The sequence below is a fragment of the Bifidobacterium sp. ESL0825 genome, from assembly GCF_052606465.1.
Window position 1 is genome coordinate 367,994 of the sequence record NZ_CP199589.1, and the last position, 18,128, is coordinate 386,121.

Sequence of the window (18,128 nt, forward strand, 5' to 3'; positions counted from 1 at the left end):
AGGCGTCGGCACAAACAGTCCCGGCACCAAGGAAAGGAACACCCATGAACACCACAACCACAGTGACCATGCTGCCCATCGACGCCATCAGGCCCAACGACGCCAACCCCCGAAGCGAGATAGGAGACGTGTCGGAGCTGGCCATGAGCATCGCGTCCCAAGGCATACAGCAGGCCCTGGTCGTCACGCCGGCGAACCAGGAGGGGCGGCACACCCTGGTCATCGGACACCGGCGGCTGGCGGCCGCCGAGCAGGCCGGCCTTGCAACCGTGCCCTGTATCATCACCGACATGGACGAGCAGACCCAGGCGGAGGTGATGCTGGTAGAGAACATACACCGTGACCAGCTCACCGCCCTGGACGAGGCACGCGGATACGCCCACCTCCTGGACCTTGGCGAAGACGTGGACCAGATGGCCAAAGCCACTGGCCGCAGCCGCAGCACCGTGCAGCGACGGCTCAAAATATCGTCCATCGACGACGAGAAAATACTCGCGCTGCCATCCCAGCTGAGCTTCGAGGAATTGGAGACGATAGCCGACTTCCGCGACGACGAAGGCCTGCAAGACCAGCTCATCAAAGCCGCAGGCACCAACAACTGGAACATGACACTGCACCAGGTCCAGGCCAAACGGTCGCTGGACAAGTGGATCGAACAGGCCCAGGAAGCCATCAAGCAGGCCGGGCTGCCCATCGTGCCGCTGACACCATCACAATCCTGGTCTGACCCGGAAGGTTGGCGCACCATCGCCCGATTCTCCCCGGATACCGACCCCGACCCCAAGCAGGCCCTCGACACATGGCTGGAGGAATGGGAAGGCGACAAACCCACGGCCGCCGGACTGCTCGACCGTGGCGGACAGTGGCGCGTCAAAATCACCCTGCTGGAGCCATACACCCAACAGGACCAGGAGGACGAACGCCGGCAAAGAGAGGATGACCTGGCCAGGTGGCAAGCCGAACAAGAAGCCGAAATCGCACCGGCCAAGCAACTGGACACGGCAAGCCACGACCTGCGGCTGGCCTACACGCAACGGCTCATGTCCCTCAAACGCCCCGCCAAAAACCAGTCCCAGGCCCTGTCCATGCTGGTCATCGCCCAAGCGAGCCAACGCACCTGGTGGGTCAGCCGGGACCAGGTGCGGGACACATGGCGCGCCATCGTCCAGGACCAGGAAGCCGAGCTGGCGCAAAAGGCCGACCTTGACGAGAGTCGCCGCACCCAGACGGCCTTCGCCCTGTGCCACGCCATCATGGAGACACAGATCAACCACGAGACCTGGCGCAGCCAAGACGACATAGACGGCCTGCTCAAACCCCTCTACCGTGCCCTCCAAACCGCAGGCTACGCCATCAGCGACGAAGAGCAATCCGGTCTCGACGGCGACCTGGTGCCCCGACCTGAAGAGGAAGACAACGAAGGGAACGAAGATGAAACAGACGACGGCGACCAGGAGGAGGACACCAAAGAGTGAATGAACCCCGCAGCCGGCCCCGCCACCAAGCGGGGCCGGCTGCCGGCGGCGGCGCAGCGATGCCTCGCGCCACCCCACGGGGTGGAATCGGCATCGTCGAACGCCCCGCGTTCGGACAGCCAGACCGCAACGCGAGGAACGCACGACTGGTTTGTATGTGCAATTTGTACTACACTCATGGTCATGGAGATCGAGATAGAGCAATCAGCCCGCAAGCACGGCTGCGCCGACGACGAAATCAGGCACGCGGTCCTCCACTCCATAGGCCACGAACAAATCGAGGGCTACGGCGACGAGATGACGGTGGTCTTCGTCGGCCAGCCACACCCCGGGGCCCTACCCGACAACCTGCTCGAAGTCATCGTCAGCAAATGGCAGGACGGCCAGCTCCACGCCTTCCACGCCATGCCGCTGACCAGCCGGTGGCAACATCTCAGATACCAATAGACACAACCAACAAGGAGCCAGACCATGACCAACACACAGACACCCGCCGACAGGGCAGCACACGCCGAAGCACTCGACCGCATGGCCGACGCCGGCCAATTCACACCCATCGAAGGCACCCGGGTATACCGGGGCTACGACGCCGGCCCCCTGACCGACGACGACCTGCTCTCCATCTTCGCCGGCCGCCCCCGCGACGAACTCAAACAACCCACCAGCAAAACCTGGCAGGTACGCACCACCCCGGCCCTGGACCAATGGGCCGAAGCCGCCGTCAAAACAGAAGGCACCAACCTATCGGCACTGATCCGCCAAGCCACCGCCGAATACCTGGCACACCACTACCCAGGACTCCGAAGCCAGATGGCCTGACCCATCAGGGCAACATCATCAAGGGACCCCTCAACGGGGTCCCTTTTTCCATGCTCGGCTCGGCCGGGGTTGTGGTCATCGGCGGCTGCGCCTTGATGTCTGGCCGCCGCTGTCGCACGCCTGCGGCGTGCTGCTGAAGGGGTTGGGAATGTGGTGTTTGTGCCGCCCCCTTCCATTCTGGCCCGGGCCGCTGCGACTCAAGCCCCGAGCGTCTCCGCCCACACCCCGCTCCGGCCGAGGGGGCCGAACAGCATGCCCCCTCGGCCTCCGGGGGAGTGTTCGGATCCACGCGGGGGCTTGACTCTCCGCTATACCCGGGCCGCCATTCCAGGCGTCGGCACAAACAGTCCCGGCACCAAGGAAAGGAACACCCATGAACACCACAACCAGCCTCCAGGACGACGTCAAGCAACTGAGCCAGGACCCCCAACTCATGCTCACCGCAGGCCGACAGGCCCTCGACAGCATCATGCGCATACTCGACGGCACCCACCAGCCCGAAGCCATAGGACACGACCGGCTCACCCGCATGGCCGCGCTGATAGAAACCTCACTGCCGCACCGCGACGCGCTCCTGGTCGCCGCCATCAACCCCGACACCACCCGAGACGACCTGACCACCATCACCGAACAACCCCACGACCCCGCCGCCGTCAAACTCATCTTCACCAGCCTCACCACCTGCTTCGAAGGCCGGACCCCCGTCAACCAGGAACGCGCCGACAGAGCCTACAACCTCTTCGACCAGCTCACCGCCGCCGTCGGCCCCACCCCACACCTCAGCGCCTCCAGAGCCTACCTGGCCTGGGCCGCCCGCGACCCCGACCAAGCCAGCTCATACATGGTCCAAGCCCTCACCCTCGACCGAACCAACAACCTCGCAGCGCTCATCGCCCTGGCCCTCAGTAAGAACATCAACCCCACCGACGACTAACACCACACACAACCAAACCGAAGAGGTCTCCTCCCAAACCAAGGAGGAGACCTCTCCGCGTCCGATGCGTTTCTCCCGCCCCATAAAAGGGGCACTCGAATCCGCTTCATTCCCTAGGAATGATCGTTGTTTAGATTAATCATGCTTGTCTGCAGCATCAACGGCATGAATGACGAGTAGGGAGATGAGAATGGTGAGAACCTCAGTTATCAAAGATGAGAGCGCCATGGCTTCCCACCTGCTGAAGGCCAAGGCCATCAACCCCATGAGAAACACAAAACTCACAACTTCGCTAACAAGCTTCTTCAAGACCTTGTGACTGCTCATGCTAAACAACACATCCACCAACGCATCAGTTATGTAGGTACCAAAGAACCACAACAGAAAGATAACGATGGTACCCAAAACCCCACGCCACCCATGCACCCAGGAACGAACGCCACCGAAAGGGAGCAAGCGATAAGTGACACCAATGCCGACCGCAAAAGGAAAGACAAAACCCAACAACACAGTTCCGAAAAAACCAACACCGGTAATCGCATCCGAAACCGTTACATGGTCTGATCGTCCACGGTCACTCATCGCTCACCCCTCTCTCCATGAATCAGAGGAACAAATCAACCCATGTCGCCGTGTATTCAGCAATATCGTAAGGGATGCCCAGCTGCATCAAACCTGAGACGATAGCGGCATGAGTCCAGACGCCGGTGGCTTCCAGGAAGTCTGCAATCCGACCGGCCCACGGAGCAATCTTGGCAGGAAGCTTGGAACCTCCCCAGCGCAGAAGCTTAATGACAGCTTTCTTGGCGATCGTCGTAGCCCAATTCCTCGATTGGAAGCCATTACCGGCAGTGCCATCATGCATCGAGAATGCATACTCGGTCAGGATGCCAGCACCTTCATAATCACCGTTTTCCCATGCGGTATCCGCTATCTCCAGCACATCCCTCGGAGTCAGCGAATCGGTGACTTGACTCACGATAGATGTCGAAGCGGTATCCACAGGCTCTGCAGCCATCGCCTGACTGGGAACCATGGCGACTCCCATAGACAGCGCAAGTGGAACAGCAACGCTGGCGAGCAACCTACTTTTGATAGTGTTCAGAGCTTTCATCATAAGCCCCTTTCCGTTTGCTGAGTCAATTCATCCTTGATAACCAATAACGAAGTCAGCGGTGTCAGCCATGGCACCTCTGACAACCCAGCTAAAACTGGAATACTGCACTGATAGATAGGCCTAACTATCATTCTTGAGTTATTACATCAACGGTGACAGTAGCACCACCGTTACACCATTATAGGGCTATAGGAACTAAACGCGTTGTTTATGTTGGGGGTTTGGCCTTGTGGCTGTAAGCGTGTTGGGTGGTTGTTAATAGGTCGGGTTGTTAATAGGGGTCTTGCAGGGGTGCCCGTTCCTGTTCGATTGGGGAATGAGAACCAGATCGAAGAGGGCCAGGCATTGCCCCATATGCCATGGGCGGATGCGCAAGCATGGGCGCAACAGATCAGGCACGCAGCGCTGGATGTGTCCTCCTGCTCGATCGCGTCCACCGCGCGCAGGCAGGACCGGGCCCGCGCCGCGCAGTTGAGGGAGTTCCTGGACTGGCTGCTGACGGGCAGGACCCGGGAACAGATGGGGGCCATGGGCGCCAGGGCCTGGCGTAAACGGGTCGGCTGGTGCTGGAACATCAAGCCGGCAATCACACCGGACGGGGTGGTCCATCACACGCTCATGGCCGACGGCACGTATGTGGCACACGGCTGGTGCCTCCTGATAGCGATCGACGGGCAGACGGGCCAGGTCATCGACTGGCAGTGGTGCCATCAGGAGAACACGGCGGCCTGCACGGCCCTGTTCTCCCGCATCCCCGGGCCCGACGTGCTCATCGCCGACGGCCTTCGCGGCGTGCAGAAAGCCTGCCATGCCTGCTGGCCGGGCACGCGCATCCGACGCTGCCTGGTGCACGTGCAACGCAACACCAAAACCGACCTGACACTCAAACCACGACTTCAGGCCGGCAAGGAACTCAAGCGACTCTCCGACCAGCTCACCCGGGTCCATGCCATCGAGGAAGCGGTGCGTTGGGGTGAGGCCTTGAACGCCTGGCACGAAAGATGGAAAACCCTCATCGACGAACGCACCATGGCCAAGGACGACCCAGCCAACCCCAAAGCCAGCCACCAATCCTGGTGGTGGACCCACCAGGAACTCCGCCGCTGCTACCGCAGGCTCGAACACCTCTTCCAAGACAGGCCGCTCTTCGCCTTCCTGGAACCCGAACTCACCGCCGGCGGGCCAGTGGAACGCACCACCAACCGGCCGGAAGGAGGAGTCAACTCACCCATCAAACGCACCCTCCTGCAACACCACGGCCTACCCGAGAGCCACATGAGACGCGCCTGCGAATGGCACTGCTACATGAAAACCGACAACCCCGACCCCGCCAGCCTGATCAGGGACGAACACCACCAGCCACAACCAGCACCCAAACGGGAAACCAGACAGGAACAGGACGAGCCCGAACACTACGGCACCGCCATCAACTGGAACGAGTTCCACACACCAGTCAGATACCCCAACACCACACTCTGACCAACACACAACCAAACCCACACACAGAACCTAAAACAACGCGTTTAGTTCCTATAGGCCCCGATCTGGCGTTTGCAAGCCCAACGAATATAAAAAGATCCCGAGGTGACCTCGGGATCCTATCTGTGGAGCTAGGGGGATTCGAACCCTAAAATAGGCAAAACCGGAGAATCAAGGGGGAGTAAGTATGGGACGGTGAGACCTACTCCTGATTGACTTTCGTTGGCTTTTTTCGTATGCCATCTTGGACAGTTGGAATAGTTAAATTAGGCAGGTTGCGCTCAAAGTGCGCTCAAAATTGCCGGTGTTTCGTCCTGTCGTACTTGCGTCGCATCCGCTCGTAGTCCTCTGTGCTCCCCCATACCCTGATCGCCGAGATGTCCTGCCTGACTTCATTCTTGGCCGCCTCGATTCGCGAGCGTTCCTCCGGTGTGAGAGTGGGGTCTTGGAGCTTGTCGAGTAGCGCGTCCTTATGGCGTTCCATGGTGGCCTTGATCTGCAGGTGGCGTGCGATGACCGTGTCCTGGTCTGCAGGGTTGTAGCCGCGGGGGCGCATGCTTACGTCCTGGGTGTCATCGTAGTGGATCATGGGTGTGGGGCACGCCTTCGTTGCCCTATGCCGGGACGCGGACGTGTTCGACTGTGACATCATGGCCTCCGGGGCCTGGACCAGATCCTGCATATTCGAATACTACGATTTTGCCTCGTCCGTGTGCTTCCTCTACCATGTGCGCCCCGGCCCATGCTGGGATGATTCTACAGGGTTTCTTGGCCAGATGATAACCCACACCGTGGAAAGCAGAAAAGCGCCCCCGTTCTCCGTTCTGCCGGAGGCGGGGGCGCTTGTTCGTGGTGGGGTTTACTTGCCGACAATCCGCCGGACGCTGGCCCCGGACTCGACCTCGGGGACTCCGGCGATGGAAGTGAGTAGGCTGATGACGGAGGCGAGGGCCGCGGTGCCGGCCACCATGGGCCAGTCCACTGCGCCGATTGTGGCTGCGCTGACGGGGATGGCGGCCATGGCGGCCTGTGCTCCGGTCTTGACGGCGCGCACCAGGGCCGCCTTCACCCAATCCTTCAGAGACGAGCCTGCTGGCGGCTCGGGCGGGTTGGCGGCCGCGTGCTGCGGTAGCGTATTTCGATCTGTCATTGTTGTCTCCTAGTAATTGATGGTCTGTCCTGGGTAAATCAGGTCGGGGTTGGCGATGCCGTTGGCCGACGCCAATGCTTGGACGGAAGTGCCCAGGGATTGGGCGATGCCCGAAAGGGTGTCGCCGGATTGCACGGTGTACGAGTGTCCGCTGTCCTGGGCTGCGCCACCTCCGAGCGACAGCACCTGGCCGGGGTAGATGAGGTCGGGGTTGGCGATGCCGTTGGCCGATGCGATGGCCTGGACCGAAGTGCCGTAGCGGAACGCGATGGAGCTCAGGTTGTCACCAGGCTGCACCGTGTAGGAGCCAGCTGGTGCAGCGGCCGCCGGGGCCGCGGAATCGATGCGCAGCACCTGGCCCGGGTAAATCCTGTTGGCGTCGGCGATTCTGTTGATTTCTGCCAAATGCTGCCAGGAAGTGCCGTACGCCGAGGCGATGCCCGAAAGGGTATCGCCGGATTGCACGGTGTAGGTGTCGCCACCAGAAATATTGGTGTCAGGCGCTACTGGAACGGTGATGTTGGGCGCTGGCTGCTGGGAGCCATCGAAGGCCGCATACGCCAGCCAGTCCTCGCGGGAGCCATAGAACTTGTTGAGATCCAGCGGTCCGTTGTACCCGCTTAGCCGGCCGTTGGAGGAGTACTGGCGGATGGTGCACCCGTACGCGTTCTCGTTCCACGGGGCGTCCTGGTAGCCGGTGCCATCCATTGATGCGTACTGGGCGACCCACAGGCCGCAATCGTGGCTCTGGCCGACCTGGGCGATTTGGCCGTACACGGACGCTGACGCGTAGATGAGCGGCTTGATGCCGGTCAGACGGATGATTTCCGCCACGACCGCGTCCAGATAGCCCACATTGCCCCAAGCGTTATTGGAGCCCGACTCCCAATCGACCGCCAGAACGGCCTTGTGCAGCCATCCACGGACCTGGTCAACGAAGAACTTGGCCTCGGCCTGAGCGCCGGAGCCGCGGACGTACATGTATACGCCAGCGAGCTTGCCGCAGTCCAAAGCCTGGTCGACGGCGCGGGCGCAGTCCGGGTTGACGTACCCAGTGCCCTCGGTCGCTTTGGCGATGATGAATTCAGCTGGCACCGAGCTCACATCGATGCCAGACTGCCAGCTGGAGATATCTATGCCATTAAGAGCCATGACCGGCCCCTCTCCGCCCGTTTCCGGGCATGAAAAAAGCCGCCCCACGATGGGACGGCCATGGTTGTGGTTCGCGCCTGGCTAGCTGGCCAGGACGAGAATGAACAGCATGATGGGCAGCAGGTCGCGCAGGAGCGAGGCCAGCAGAAGGCTGAGGCCTAGAGTGGCGAGTCCTGCCGCCGCGATGCAGGCGAGGATGGCGAGGAATGCGGATGGTTTCATGGCTGTCTCTTCTGGTGGTGTTGGGCGAGGTACGATTCGGCTTCCTGCATGACCCAGCAGGAGGCGTGGAGGGCTTCGAGCTTGCTGAGCTCGTAGCGCACTTTGGCGCTTTGGTCGCCGGGCTGCTCCATGAGGCCGATTAGCGTGTTTTTTATAGTGTCCTTGCGGATCTCCCGCAGCTGGTCTTGGACGCGGTCGACTTGGGCGCGCAGCTCTTGGATCTCGTGCCAGTGCTTGCCCATAGCGGATCCGTAGGGCAATTGATCAGGGTCGATCCGCGAGTACAGCCATGTGGCCAGGTGGCGCGCGCTTGTCGGCCAGAGGTTGACAACCAGCCCCACTAGGGCGAGGAACACGCCGTCGGAGATCAGGCCGCCGGTCAAGTGCTCAAGCATGTTTCCTCCTACCGTGCCTGCCGGCCTGACCCGGTCGGCTGGCTGGGATCACACGGTGACCAGTGGATGGTAGACGATTTGGGCGTTGTAGTTCTTGTGGTCGCCGGACGCGCCGAAGATGTCGCCGATGCGGCTGAAGTCGCGTCCGTCGAACTTGCCTTGCCATACAAGGTTGTCGTCTGTCAGGCCCACGAACGTGGTCCACACGCCCAGCGTGGCCGCATGCTCGATCCGGCAGATCAGGTTGGCACCCTGCGCTTGCGGACGATTCGCGCGGATGCGCGCATGCAAGACGCCGTGGGACAGCACAGCCGTTCCTCCGAACTGCTCCACGTTGGATCCGCCGGCGGTCAGGGCCAGCTCGCGATCGCGCCAGACCGTGTCCCCTCCGTGCAGTATTGCCGACGCCATCAGCTGGCCGAATATGCCGGACAGCTCGTCGCCGGGATGGATGTCCATATATCCCGGATCAGCGATCCCCCAGGACCATGCCCCCCGAACGGCCTGGACGGCTGGGACCAAAACCGCGGCCTCCATGGCCTTGGCATACACGTGGCGCAGATCGTTGCTGGGCCACGACGCATCCCACATAGCCGGCACGAACACCACATGTGCGCCAGGGAACAGATCCACCGCATGCTGCAACGTGGATCGGACGGCCTCCTGATAGCCGGCTTGGGAGGCGACGCTCCCGTCGTTGCGCCCTCCACCGATCAAAACGACCGAAACGCGTCCCAGATCGGCCGCGAGAGCGGAAGCCGCGTGGTCCAGCTGTACTTTGAAGCGGTCTCCTGTTCCACCGAGCATGCCTGATCCCGCGACCGCATAATTGCGGCATTCGAGGCCCAGCGCGTCAGCGCACCGGCGCGCCATGCTGCTCATGGCGGGATTCGAGGTGCGGAAGCCGGCCATGTACGAGTCCCCTACGGACACCAGGATCGAACGGCGCGCGAGAAGATCGCCATACCAGGAATCCAATGCGGTCCGTGTTTTCGAAGCGCCATCGCCGATGAGCTTCGCGGTTGCTGTGTCGGAACGCTCTCCAGCCTGCTGGGCGTATGCTCTGGCTTGCTTCTCGCTCGTTTTCGCGGCCTCGCTGGCCCGTTCAGCCTCATCGCGCGCCTGCCTGGCCTGGGGCGTGATATCGCCCACCGGGCCCGGGATCGCCACCGTCTTCCTATCAACAATCTGGTCGACCATCAAAACCTCCATACGATAGATAACCGGGAACACCACAACAAACAACGGAACCAACATGAGCCAGGACAACAACGCAGAGCCCGCAGCCGGGATGATCCGGAAGTGAAAGCGGAGGCGGCCACCGATGGGAGCCACCACGCTTCTGAATGGTTTGCAGCGAGAAAGACCGTGACGCCTATCAGCGTCATCATCGGCAGGACTGGGGGCATGGTGCTAATCAAGTAACGCCCAGCGGCCCCAGCCCAGGACCTCCACGACGCCGGACCTGCTAGCGGTGATCCTCCAAGAGCCGGTGCGCCGACCGCTCCACACGACCTCCGTGAAAGCTTCAGGCGGCACATAGGCGACGGCCAGCCCATCAGGGCCGTGCGCGTCGCATGAGCGTGAATACCACACTCCGCCATCCGGGGCCAGCAGCTCGAACAAGCATTGCCAATCCACCAAGTCCACCGGCGCGAAACCCTCGCCCTGGTCGCGCTCCCACCTCACACCTATCCGGTTCGTCACCCCACGAAGCAGCAGGATATCCTGCCGGCCCACACGCTCGGCCAAAACCCCTTCAGCCATCATGGCCTCCTTTCACGCTATGCTGACAACCGTCACGCTCATGTGCACGTCCCCGACTGGTGATGGCGATTCCACTGTCGATTTGCCGCGCAGCTCCACTCGCTGGTTGCTGGTGATCATCGTGGCCCCGGTGCCGCCAAAACTGTCTCCTATGCCTGTGGAGCCTGGGAAACTCGTTATTCGGGAGCCGCCCACCAAACACTCCAACAGGGGTATGCCATCCCCGTCTTTGACTGCGCTGACCGAAATAAGCACCAGTGCGCGCCCCTTCTGATATGACGTGTCACGTGCCGCTGACAGGGATATGAGCGACATCCAGTCTGCCCCCAGTTGCCCACCAGGGGATGAGCCGGACACCACAGTTACTGTGGGAGTAGCCCGTCGGATCTGCTCCTGTTGCAAAGCTAGCTGCTTGGTCAGTTTGGCAAGTTTGATGGTCACTTGACCGATTTCTGTGGCCGTCGGTCGGTTCGCCTCGTTCTTTTCGCGTTCCTTCCTGCGGTCGCGGCGGTCGCATGAGAGGAATCCGTCGAGGCCACCTGGTTGGTATCTGCCCATGCCATTCACCTTTCAGCCCGCGGTCGTGCTTGCAGGTCGAGCCAGTCGCTATCGGAGGAGCCCTTCACATCAGTGATCTTCAAAGCGAGCCTACGGTCGCCCAGGAAGTCGTCCTCTACGCGGAGGTCAGCCCAATCGCCCACGTGCACGTCATATTCCTCGCCCACTGACAGTCCGATGGTCTCGGACATGCCGGCCCCGTACCAAGCCTGCGCCGCGGCGCAGTGTTTCAGGGTTGCTAGTTCGGAGACCGTGGTGTGCTCGCTGTTCTTGGCCTGCAGGACAGGCCAGCCGTGTTCGGTCAGATCGTCGCGTGCGGCGCGAGCCATGACGGTCTTATCGGCGTTCTTGCCGCCCACGGCCCACACGTCCGAGCACATGCCGGACCCATCCTCCTGGTAGCCAGTCAGACGCACTCGCTGGCCGGGCACCGATGCGGTCCACCGCCAATGATGGTCGGCCAGCTCAGGGGCAGATTCGAAGGCGAAGGTCAGGCGGCCTGATGAGTCCACTTGGGGGTTGAAGCGTATCTCATCGCCGTCAAGCAGGTCAGCAAGATCGGAGATACGATCAGCGACGGTAGCCAGGTCCCATCCGTAGTAGGTGCGTGTGTGGTCGCCGCCCTGCCGGTCGGGCAGACTAATCGGCAGGCCGCCCCATGTCATTGCCTCTCTGAGGAGCCCTACAGCGATGTCGCGGTAGGACCCGTCGAAAGTGAGCGCCCAGTGCCCGGCCGGATGGTCCTCGTCCACGAGCACGTCGCCGTCGTGGAAGGCCGTGTCCAGCGCGTGGTCGAGGACCAGCCGCTTACCCAGCAGCGTCCATCCGCCTCCTGCGCTGATGGACAACGTGCGGGTAGCGGGGTCCCACTTGCGTGAGGTGATTACGCCGGCGTGCTTGACTTCGGCGGGTGTGCGCTGCACCGCCAGGATTGTCCTCCAAGGGCGCAGCAGCTCGTACGGGTCGAGGCGGCGGAGAGCGGCGCTGGCCGAGCCCATGGCCACCTCGGCCTGCATCTGTCCGGGCTCCGAGATTGAGTCCGACCAGCTGCAGGACGTATACGGGAGCCGCCCTAGGTGCTTGCCCGTGCGGGCCGAGTAGGCGTGGAGCGTCAGAGGTGCGTCTGCCATCTGCTCACCTCCAAGCCGGCCGAAGGGACACGCCTACTTGGCCGCCATTCTGTGCTTGCACGCTGATGTCGCTGATGCCTGGCGGAATGCGGAAGGCGTCGTCGTATTCGATTACCCCCTGCGAGGGAACCATGTCCGTGAAGTCCAGATCCAGGCGGCCCCCGTCGCCGCGCCAGCGGACCGTGTGGCCGTCCAGAGTGAGCGTAAGGGTTTGTGCGCCTTCGGCGCGCACGGACGGCCAGGTGGGGGCGTTGCCGGCGTTCTCCACCCGTGCGAGCGCATGGGTAGCTTCGAACCATATGCGGGGGCCATATTTGAGGGGGTCCGGGCAGTAGATGATGAGGCTGAAGGTCATGGAGCGCAAACTCGCCAACATGCTTTGGGCCGGGTCGTCGGCCAGCCAGCCGCTCATCTCCCTTCGGCCGGAAGCGTCATCGACCACAAGAGTGAGCGGGCGGCAGGCCATCGCGTTGATCCGGTCCACCAGCACGGATAGGGCGAGCGTGGATTGCGTGGACGTGACGCAACGGATTGTGACCGTGCGCGACTCCGCGGTCAGCCTGACCGGCCAGTACGACCCATCCTGCTGCGGTATGGCTTGTCCGGTCTCACGAGGCTTGGTCGCGCCGTACAGGCCATCAACCCCGTCCTTCCTGATCCATGCGTCTCCCATCCGGTCGAGCCTGTCGTCGGTCAGAGTCAATGTGTCATGGTCGCTGACGAGCTGGATCCTCATCGCTCACCCCCATCTGTTTACGGCTGATTCGGCCCTGGTGTCGAACATGGCAAACAGCACGTTCGGATCGGATCCACGTGCGTCAATCGCCACATTCACGCTGGCACCGGCCGTTTGGCCTTGGGCAGGGCGCTGGAAGCCAGTCAGTGAGGCATTCGACGCGGGTAGGCCGAAGGAGCTGCCGTCGAGGGTGAGGCCGTCGGTGAGCCGGCGCATGCTGCGGGCGACGGTGGGTTCGCTGTCGGTGATGCCCAGGGCCATGCCCCGGCCGATCATGACGCCTACCTGGTCGCGGAAAACGCGCGAAGGCGAGTGGATGCCGAGTTTATCCTTGACCCAGTTGAGCGCGTTGCCGGCGGCATTGGCGGCTGCTTGTGCTAGCTGGCTAGCGGCTCCAGCGAGTCCTTCGGCAATTCCTTTGATGATGTTCATGCCGACTTCCCCCCAATTTACTTTGCCGAAACCGTCTTTAATGCCGCTGATGATTTTTGGCAGGGCCGCTAGCAGTTTGGGGATTGCCTGGAGCAGGCCGCTGGCCAGAGCAATGATTATTTGGATGCCTGCCTCAATGATTTGAGGTAAGTTCTGGGCCAACGTATTGACGATATTGGCGATAATCACTGGTATTTGGGCTGCCAGCTGCGGTAGGGCGTTAACCAGTCCGTCAATCAGGGAAAGAAGCAACTGCGTTCCCATTTGAATGATCTGGGGCAGGTTCTGGGTCAACGTCGTGATGATTGCAGTGAGGATGACAGGTACCTGGGCCGTTAATTGGGGCAGTGCGGCTACCAGTCCCTGGATCAGGCCGAGCAGGATATCCATGCCGCCGGTCAATATGAGGGGTAGCATCGAGGTCAGAGCCGTGAGGAACGTAGTGATGAGCATGGGTATCTGCGCGGCCAGCTGGGGCAGTGCGGCCACCAGTCCTTGGATGATTCCGCTCAGCAACTGCATGCCTGCCGACATGATCAGCGGTAGTTGCTGCACCAGGGCAGTGATGAGCGTCATCACCATGTTCAGAGAGACCGGGACGATCTGCGGCAGGTTCTGGGCCAGCCCCTGCACCAAGGAGGCTATGATCTGTGCGGCACCTGCTATGAGCGAGGGGGCGGCGGCGGTGATGCCGTCCATCAGGCTGACTATCACCTGGGTTCCCGAGGCCATGATCCCCGGCAGGGCGGCTAACACCTTCGCGGTGATCTCGCCGATCATCGCCGGGGCCTTCCCTGCGATGTCGTTGATCATGGCGGCCAGTCCGCCATCCATGCCCTGGCTGAGCAGGCCGATTCCGGCGACCAGGGCCGAGGCGAGCGCGCCGATGCCGAAAAACTTCAGGAAGTTGCCTGGGGCGAAGAATCCGCCGACCAGGCTGCCGACCTTGCCAAGGCCTGCCTGCAGCGGGCCTCCTATGATGTCGCCGAGCCCGCCGAACAGATTGCTCACGTTCGAAGCCAAGGGGGCGAACGCCCCTTTGATGCCGACTCCTATGCGTGTGAAGGCTGAGCCGATTTTGCTGTGCCCGAGCTTGTCGAAAGCCGACGAGAAGCCCTGGCTCATACGGGTGGAGAAGACCTGGAAGTGCATGTCCGCCACGCTGGTCAGCCTGCCGAAGCCTGCTCCTAGTGAGGAGCCCAGTCCCGCGATTTTCCCACCGATATCGGTGGCGGCCAGCTTGGAGCCCATGTTCCTGAAAGGGGTGGTCAGGCCGTCCACGCCCTTGCCTATGCGGTTCAAGGCATTGGCGAACGGGTCGCCGTCGACGGCCATCGCCTCACGCAGATCCTTGTTGAAGTAGCCCTTGAACTGCTGCAGGCCGCCCATGGCACCCTGTAGATTGTCCGGCAGGCCCTTCACTTTGTACAGCAGGTCGCTGATGCCTTTGTCTCCGGCATGACCGATCCTGTCGAAGGCTTCGCTGACGGTCTTGACGTTGCCGCCAACCCCGGCCAGCACGCCGAACCCGGCCGCCAGCGATGCAATTTTGCCGGCCAGGTCGCCGATGGATTCCTTACCGTTGTTGAGGTTGTCGGTGAACGCAGACAGCCAGTCGCCGGCCTGTTTGACAGCCGGCGCGAGCTTGTCCCCGAACATGTCGGCGAATGGTTTGAGCTGTTTGGCGACAGCGTCGATGGCCGGGTTGAGCTTGTTTAGCAGGTCACGGGCCGCGTTCAGGACCGGAGTGCCGAACTCTTCACCGAGCCGGCCCATGGCCGCACGCATGTTGTCGAACGCTCCCTGGAAGGTGTTCCCGGCGGCGAGCGCTGCGCCTCCAAGGCCTTCCTCCATGGCGTCGGCGAAGGTCTGGAAGTCGATCTTGCCGGAGGAGACCATGTCGGAGATCTGTGCGCTGGTCTTTCCCAGGTGCTTGCCGAGGAGTTGGAGGACGGGGATGCCGGAGGACATGAGCTGGAGCATGTCGTCGCCTTGGAGTTTGCCGCGGGCGGCGACGGAGCCGAAGATGGTGCCGATGTCGGTGAGGCTGCGACCGGAGATCTGGGCGGTGTCGGCCACGGTCTTGAGCACGCGGGTCATCTGGCTGCCGGATTTGATGCCGGAGGCGCTCAGGCTGGCGGCGACAGTGGCGGCGTCGCCCAGGCCGAAGGCGGTGCCTTTGACGGAGTTGAGCGCGTCGGTCATGATTTCGGTCACGTCGCCGGCGGAGTGGCCTAGGCCTTTGAGTTTGGCTTGCGCGTTTTCGATGGCCAGCGCCCGGCCGAAGCCTCCCTTAGCTGCAAGGCCGGCTATGCCGCCGGTGATGGTGCCGATGACCCCGAGCCCGGTCTTGCCGATCTTGTTGAAGGCATCCCCCATCTTGCCGACAAGGCTTGTTGAACCACGGGTGGATGCTTTGTCGATGCTATTGCCGAGGTCGCCTTCGATTTTTCGTCCGAAGCCGCGTCCGGAGGGCTCGACCTGGACGTATACGGTTCCCACGTCCTGTGCCATCGGTTGCTCCTACTTTGTTCTTAGGTCGGTCCCGATGGCGGTCGGGTCAGTCGGATATGTGGAAGGTGTCCTGAAGACGCTTGCGTCGGGCGAGCCTTTCCTCGTGTTGTTGGCTGGTTTCCTGGCGGGACGGCGCGAAGAGGTTGTTCCTGGCGTCGGTCCAAGGGCGATAGCCTTTGTGTTTGAGTCTGCCTTCAAGCTCCATCTGGTCCCATAAGGCAATCTCGGCACCCGTGGGGATGTAGGACCATCCTGCGAGTGCGGCATAGCTGCTGCTGGTGTGGTTCCGCAGTATTTCTCGTGTAAATCTCCAGGCAGTGCCGAAGCCGATATTGGGGCTGGGTTTGCTCATTGCCGGGGCTTTCAGCCATGCGCGCAGGCTTACTGGTCGCCAGGTCGTGCGGTAGCGCTGCTGCCAGTCCGCGTCTAATGCTCCTCGGTGCTGTCCGTGGAGGATGAGGAGGTAAGCGCTTTTGGGTCGATGCCGGATTCCGTTGCCCAGGCTTTTACAATTCCGGTCAGCCACCCCATGGCGTTGTCGGACCTGCGTAGCTTGTTCCAGAGGGTGGGGTGGATCTGTTCGAAGTAAGCCAGGAAAACCGCCATGGCTTGGTACTGCTCTTCCTCCGAGAGGACGACCTTGCTTTTGATAATGAAGATCATCTGGATGATTTCCAAGGGCAGCCCGGCCTTGCTGTTCAGGTTGGGCAGGTCGAACTTCAGTCCCAAGGCCTCCAGATGGACCTGGGGGTATTCCTGCTCGTCCTCATCGATTTGGGGTTCAACTACGGCGTAGGTGGTCTTATCGCTCATGGCGGTCTCCTGGATGTTGATTGTTGTTGTGGTGGGGCGGTCTGTTCTGGGTTAGGGTTCCCACCCCCGCGAGACCGCCATCCAGCGGGGGAGGGAAGTATGCGTGTTCTGGGATGTCAGGCCTTTTTCGCGGCCGCCTTCGGCGTGGTGGCGGGCGATGCTTCGTCGGAGAGCAGTCCGTAAGCGTGGAACTGGTAGCCGTCGGAGGCTTTCGCCATCTGCAGGGTGACCGTGAACTTGATGGTGTCGGTGTTAGTCAGGGTCAGGTCGTCGCGGTCGCTGACCTTGGCCTTGCCGCCACACACGATGATGGGGTTGGCGTACTGGTCGAGGGCCGCCAGCACGAAGCCGTAGCGCTGGTTGGTGGTGGCGTCCCTGATATGGAAAGCGCCGTGCTCGTCGGCGGCCACGCCGAAGTAGGCCTCGGCCATGTCGCGTTTGCATTCGATGCCGGGGATCTGCAGGGTCCAGTATCCGGGCTCGGTCTCGGAGACCACGATGTCGCCGTTGTGGGCTTTGATGTCGGTGGTGTCGCCCGGCTCGGGGTGCAGGGTCGCGCCGTCTTCGGAGTTGTAGCCGACGGGCTTTTTGCCCTCGGGCGGCTGCCATGCCGTGTCTGCAGGCATGGTGAACTCCTCGCCGTCCTTGAACAGGAAGAGCGCGTAGTCCTTGATGAGCTTGACGAGGTCGGCGTTGTTGCCGCTGGTGATGTAGGAGGTGTCTGGCTTGGTCATTGCCGTATGTGCCTTTCGGGTTGGACTGTTGTAGAGGTGAGGGCATGTGGCGGCATGCGGTTTGTCGGGTTATGTGGTAGATACCTGCAGAAGCAGAATCGCGTAGGCGAAGATGAGCGGCCCGTCCGCCTGCCGCATGGGGCCCGAGGAGGGTGCTGCGGACACGATGGGGAAGGGCAGGCCGCCGGCTGTGATGGCGTGGATGATGTCGGCGGCAAGGTTCTGTGCCTTGGCGAAGTCGCCGGTGCCGTCCTCCCGGCGGGCGATGACGCTCAGGCGCAGGCGCACGTATTGGCTGACGGGTGTGGCCATGCCCTGTGGCTCCCCGGCCAGAACGCACTCCAGAAGCGGATTGCCCTTGTCGCGCAGGCTGCCGAAGTGCACGCCGGGGAAGCAGGCTCGCAGAAAGGGCAGGAGCGTGGCCTCAATCCTGGGGGTACGGGCTGGCGGCGTCATACGCGCACCCGCCCGAGCGCCTGTGTCAAGGCACCGTTCTTGGTCTCGTTGGGCCCGTCGGTGATTAGGGTGACGCCGTTGCGGGTCCTGCCCTCGCTCTGGTCCCTGACCTTGATGCGTCCATGGGGATCGGGGCCAACGGCCCGCTCGCAGGCTTCGTGCACCACCTGCTGGATCCGTTGGCTTTTCAAGACTTCGTTGCTGAACGCCTGCCGGTTGAATACGAACTTGCACCGTTTTGCCAT

The 18,128-nt window shown here is 62.0% G+C and carries 22 protein-coding genes and 1 pseudogene; 5 read left to right on the forward strand and 18 right to left on the reverse strand.

Translation table 11 applies throughout. From position 1 onward, the window contains the following. Nucleotides 1-44 precede the first annotated feature (44 nt). The 4 genes from ACUIAG_RS01450 (at nucleotide 45) to ACUIAG_RS01465 (ending at nucleotide 3,228) form a co-directional block, all read left to right on the forward strand. Nucleotides 45-1,475 (forward strand): ParB/RepB/Spo0J family partition protein, encoded by a 1,431-nt coding sequence (locus tag ACUIAG_RS01450; protein WP_015022037.1) that lies wholly within the window; start codon nucleotides 45-47, stop codon nucleotides 1,473-1,475. 183 nt (nucleotides 1,476-1,658) lie between these two features. Then, nucleotides 1,659-1,922, forward strand: a complete 264-nt coding sequence (locus ACUIAG_RS01455) for a hypothetical protein (RefSeq protein WP_141650026.1) — start codon at nucleotides 1,659-1,661, stop codon at nucleotides 1,920-1,922. A gap of 24 nt (nucleotides 1,923-1,946) precedes the next feature. Next, the gene (locus ACUIAG_RS01460) at nucleotides 1,947-2,294 is read left to right on the forward strand and encodes a hypothetical protein (protein WP_015022035.1); all 348 of its coding nucleotides are present in this window, start codon (nucleotides 1,947-1,949) and stop codon (nucleotides 2,292-2,294) included. 373 nt (nucleotides 2,295-2,667) lie between these two features. Continuing rightward, nucleotides 2,668-3,228 (forward strand): hypothetical protein, encoded by a 561-nt coding sequence (locus ACUIAG_RS01465; RefSeq protein ID WP_015022034.1) that lies wholly within the window; start codon nucleotides 2,668-2,670, stop codon nucleotides 3,226-3,228. A 135-nt stretch (nucleotides 3,229-3,363) separates the two neighbouring features. On the opposite strand, the gene ACUIAG_RS01470 is transcribed toward ACUIAG_RS01465, so the two are convergent. Continuing rightward, nucleotides 3,364-3,810, reverse strand: coding sequence for a hypothetical protein (locus tag ACUIAG_RS01470; RefSeq protein WP_015022033.1), 447 nt, complete (start codon nucleotides 3,808-3,810; stop codon nucleotides 3,364-3,366). A 22-nt stretch (nucleotides 3,811-3,832) separates the two neighbouring features. Next, nucleotides 3,833-4,342, reverse strand: a complete 510-nt coding sequence (locus tag ACUIAG_RS01475) for a hypothetical protein (RefSeq protein ID WP_197071201.1) — start codon at nucleotides 4,340-4,342, stop codon at nucleotides 3,833-3,835. A gap of 319 nt (nucleotides 4,343-4,661) precedes the next feature. Here ACUIAG_RS01475 and ACUIAG_RS01480 point away from each other — a divergent pair. After that, nucleotides 4,662-5,824 (forward strand): annotated as a pseudogene (locus tag ACUIAG_RS01480) (IS1249 family transposase). Nucleotides 5,825-6,116: 292 nt separating this feature from the next. Here ACUIAG_RS01480 and ACUIAG_RS01485 read toward each other — a convergent pair. The 16 genes from ACUIAG_RS01485 to ACUIAG_RS01560 all read right to left on the reverse strand — a co-directional run bounded on the left by ACUIAG_RS01485 (nucleotide 6,117) and on the right by ACUIAG_RS01560 (nucleotide 18,128). Continuing rightward, the gene (locus ACUIAG_RS01485) at nucleotides 6,117-6,413 is read right to left on the reverse strand and encodes a hypothetical protein (protein WP_445339927.1); all 297 of its coding nucleotides are present in this window, start codon (nucleotides 6,411-6,413) and stop codon (nucleotides 6,117-6,119) included. A gap of 270 nt (nucleotides 6,414-6,683) precedes the next feature. Continuing rightward, the gene (locus ACUIAG_RS01490) at nucleotides 6,684-6,974 is read right to left on the reverse strand and encodes a holin (RefSeq protein WP_445339928.1); all 291 of its coding nucleotides are present in this window, start codon (nucleotides 6,972-6,974) and stop codon (nucleotides 6,684-6,686) included. 9 nt (nucleotides 6,975-6,983) lie between these two features. Then, entirely contained in the window at nucleotides 6,984-8,126 is a 1,143-nt protein-coding gene (locus ACUIAG_RS01495; protein ID WP_445339929.1) for a LysM peptidoglycan-binding domain-containing protein, read from the reverse strand. Between the two features lie 81 nt (nucleotides 8,127-8,207). After that, on the reverse strand, nucleotides 8,208-8,348 hold the full coding sequence (locus ACUIAG_RS01500; RefSeq protein ID WP_220237200.1) for a hypothetical protein: 141 nt from the start codon (nucleotides 8,346-8,348) through the stop codon (nucleotides 8,208-8,210). Then, nucleotides 8,345-8,743 (reverse strand): hypothetical protein, encoded by a 399-nt coding sequence (locus tag ACUIAG_RS01505; protein WP_220237201.1) that lies wholly within the window; start codon nucleotides 8,741-8,743, stop codon nucleotides 8,345-8,347. Before ACUIAG_RS01505 ends, ACUIAG_RS01500 begins: the two co-directional genes overlap by 4 nt. A 48-nt stretch (nucleotides 8,744-8,791) precedes the next feature. After that, on the reverse strand, nucleotides 8,792-10,081 hold the full coding sequence (locus tag ACUIAG_RS01510) for an SGNH/GDSL hydrolase family protein (RefSeq protein WP_445339930.1): 1,290 nt from the start codon (nucleotides 10,079-10,081) through the stop codon (nucleotides 8,792-8,794). 75 nt (nucleotides 10,082-10,156) lie between these two features. Continuing rightward, nucleotides 10,157-10,510: a hypothetical protein gene (locus ACUIAG_RS01515; protein ID WP_445339931.1), complete on the reverse strand. Its 354-nt coding sequence runs from the start codon at nucleotides 10,508-10,510 to the stop codon at nucleotides 10,157-10,159. A gap of 12 nt (nucleotides 10,511-10,522) precedes the next feature. Beyond that, nucleotides 10,523-11,068: a hypothetical protein gene (locus tag ACUIAG_RS01520; protein ID WP_445339932.1), complete on the reverse strand. Its 546-nt coding sequence runs from the start codon at nucleotides 11,066-11,068 to the stop codon at nucleotides 10,523-10,525. A gap of 5 nt (nucleotides 11,069-11,073) precedes the next feature. Further along, nucleotides 11,074-12,198 carry a hypothetical protein gene (locus ACUIAG_RS01525; protein ID WP_445339933.1) on the reverse strand — a complete coding sequence of 375 codons (1,125 nt, stop codon included), beginning with the start codon at nucleotides 12,196-12,198 and terminating at the stop codon, nucleotides 11,074-11,076. A 4-nt stretch (nucleotides 12,199-12,202) separates the two neighbouring features. Continuing rightward, nucleotides 12,203-12,934, reverse strand: a complete 732-nt coding sequence (locus tag ACUIAG_RS01530; RefSeq protein WP_220237206.1) for a hypothetical protein — start codon at nucleotides 12,932-12,934, stop codon at nucleotides 12,203-12,205. Nucleotides 12,935-12,937: 3 nt separating this feature from the next. Continuing rightward, nucleotides 12,938-15,880: a tape measure protein gene (locus tag ACUIAG_RS01535; protein WP_445339934.1), complete on the reverse strand. Its 2,943-nt coding sequence runs from the start codon at nucleotides 15,878-15,880 to the stop codon at nucleotides 12,938-12,940. 46 nt (nucleotides 15,881-15,926) lie between these two features. Next, nucleotides 15,927-16,232 carry a hypothetical protein gene (locus ACUIAG_RS01540; protein WP_445339935.1) on the reverse strand — a complete coding sequence of 102 codons (306 nt, stop codon included), beginning with the start codon at nucleotides 16,230-16,232 and terminating at the stop codon, nucleotides 15,927-15,929. Between the two features lie 74 nt (nucleotides 16,233-16,306). Further along, the gene (locus tag ACUIAG_RS01545; protein ID WP_198190715.1) at nucleotides 16,307-16,693 is read right to left on the reverse strand and encodes a hypothetical protein; all 387 of its coding nucleotides are present in this window, start codon (nucleotides 16,691-16,693) and stop codon (nucleotides 16,307-16,309) included. Between the two features lie 116 nt (nucleotides 16,694-16,809). After that, a complete protein-coding gene (locus tag ACUIAG_RS01550) occupies nucleotides 16,810-17,427 on the reverse strand; it encodes a phage tail tube protein (protein ID WP_198190716.1) in 618 nt (205 codons plus the stop codon). Nucleotides 17,428-17,496: 69 nt separating this feature from the next. After that, complete coding sequence (locus tag ACUIAG_RS01555) at nucleotides 17,497-17,883, reverse strand: hypothetical protein (RefSeq protein WP_198190717.1); 387 nt, start codon at nucleotides 17,881-17,883, stop codon at nucleotides 17,497-17,499. Continuing rightward, nucleotides 17,880-18,128: a hypothetical protein gene (locus ACUIAG_RS01560; RefSeq protein ID WP_445339936.1), complete on the reverse strand. Its 249-nt coding sequence runs from the start codon at nucleotides 18,126-18,128 to the stop codon at nucleotides 17,880-17,882. Before ACUIAG_RS01560 ends, ACUIAG_RS01555 begins: the two co-directional genes overlap by 4 nt.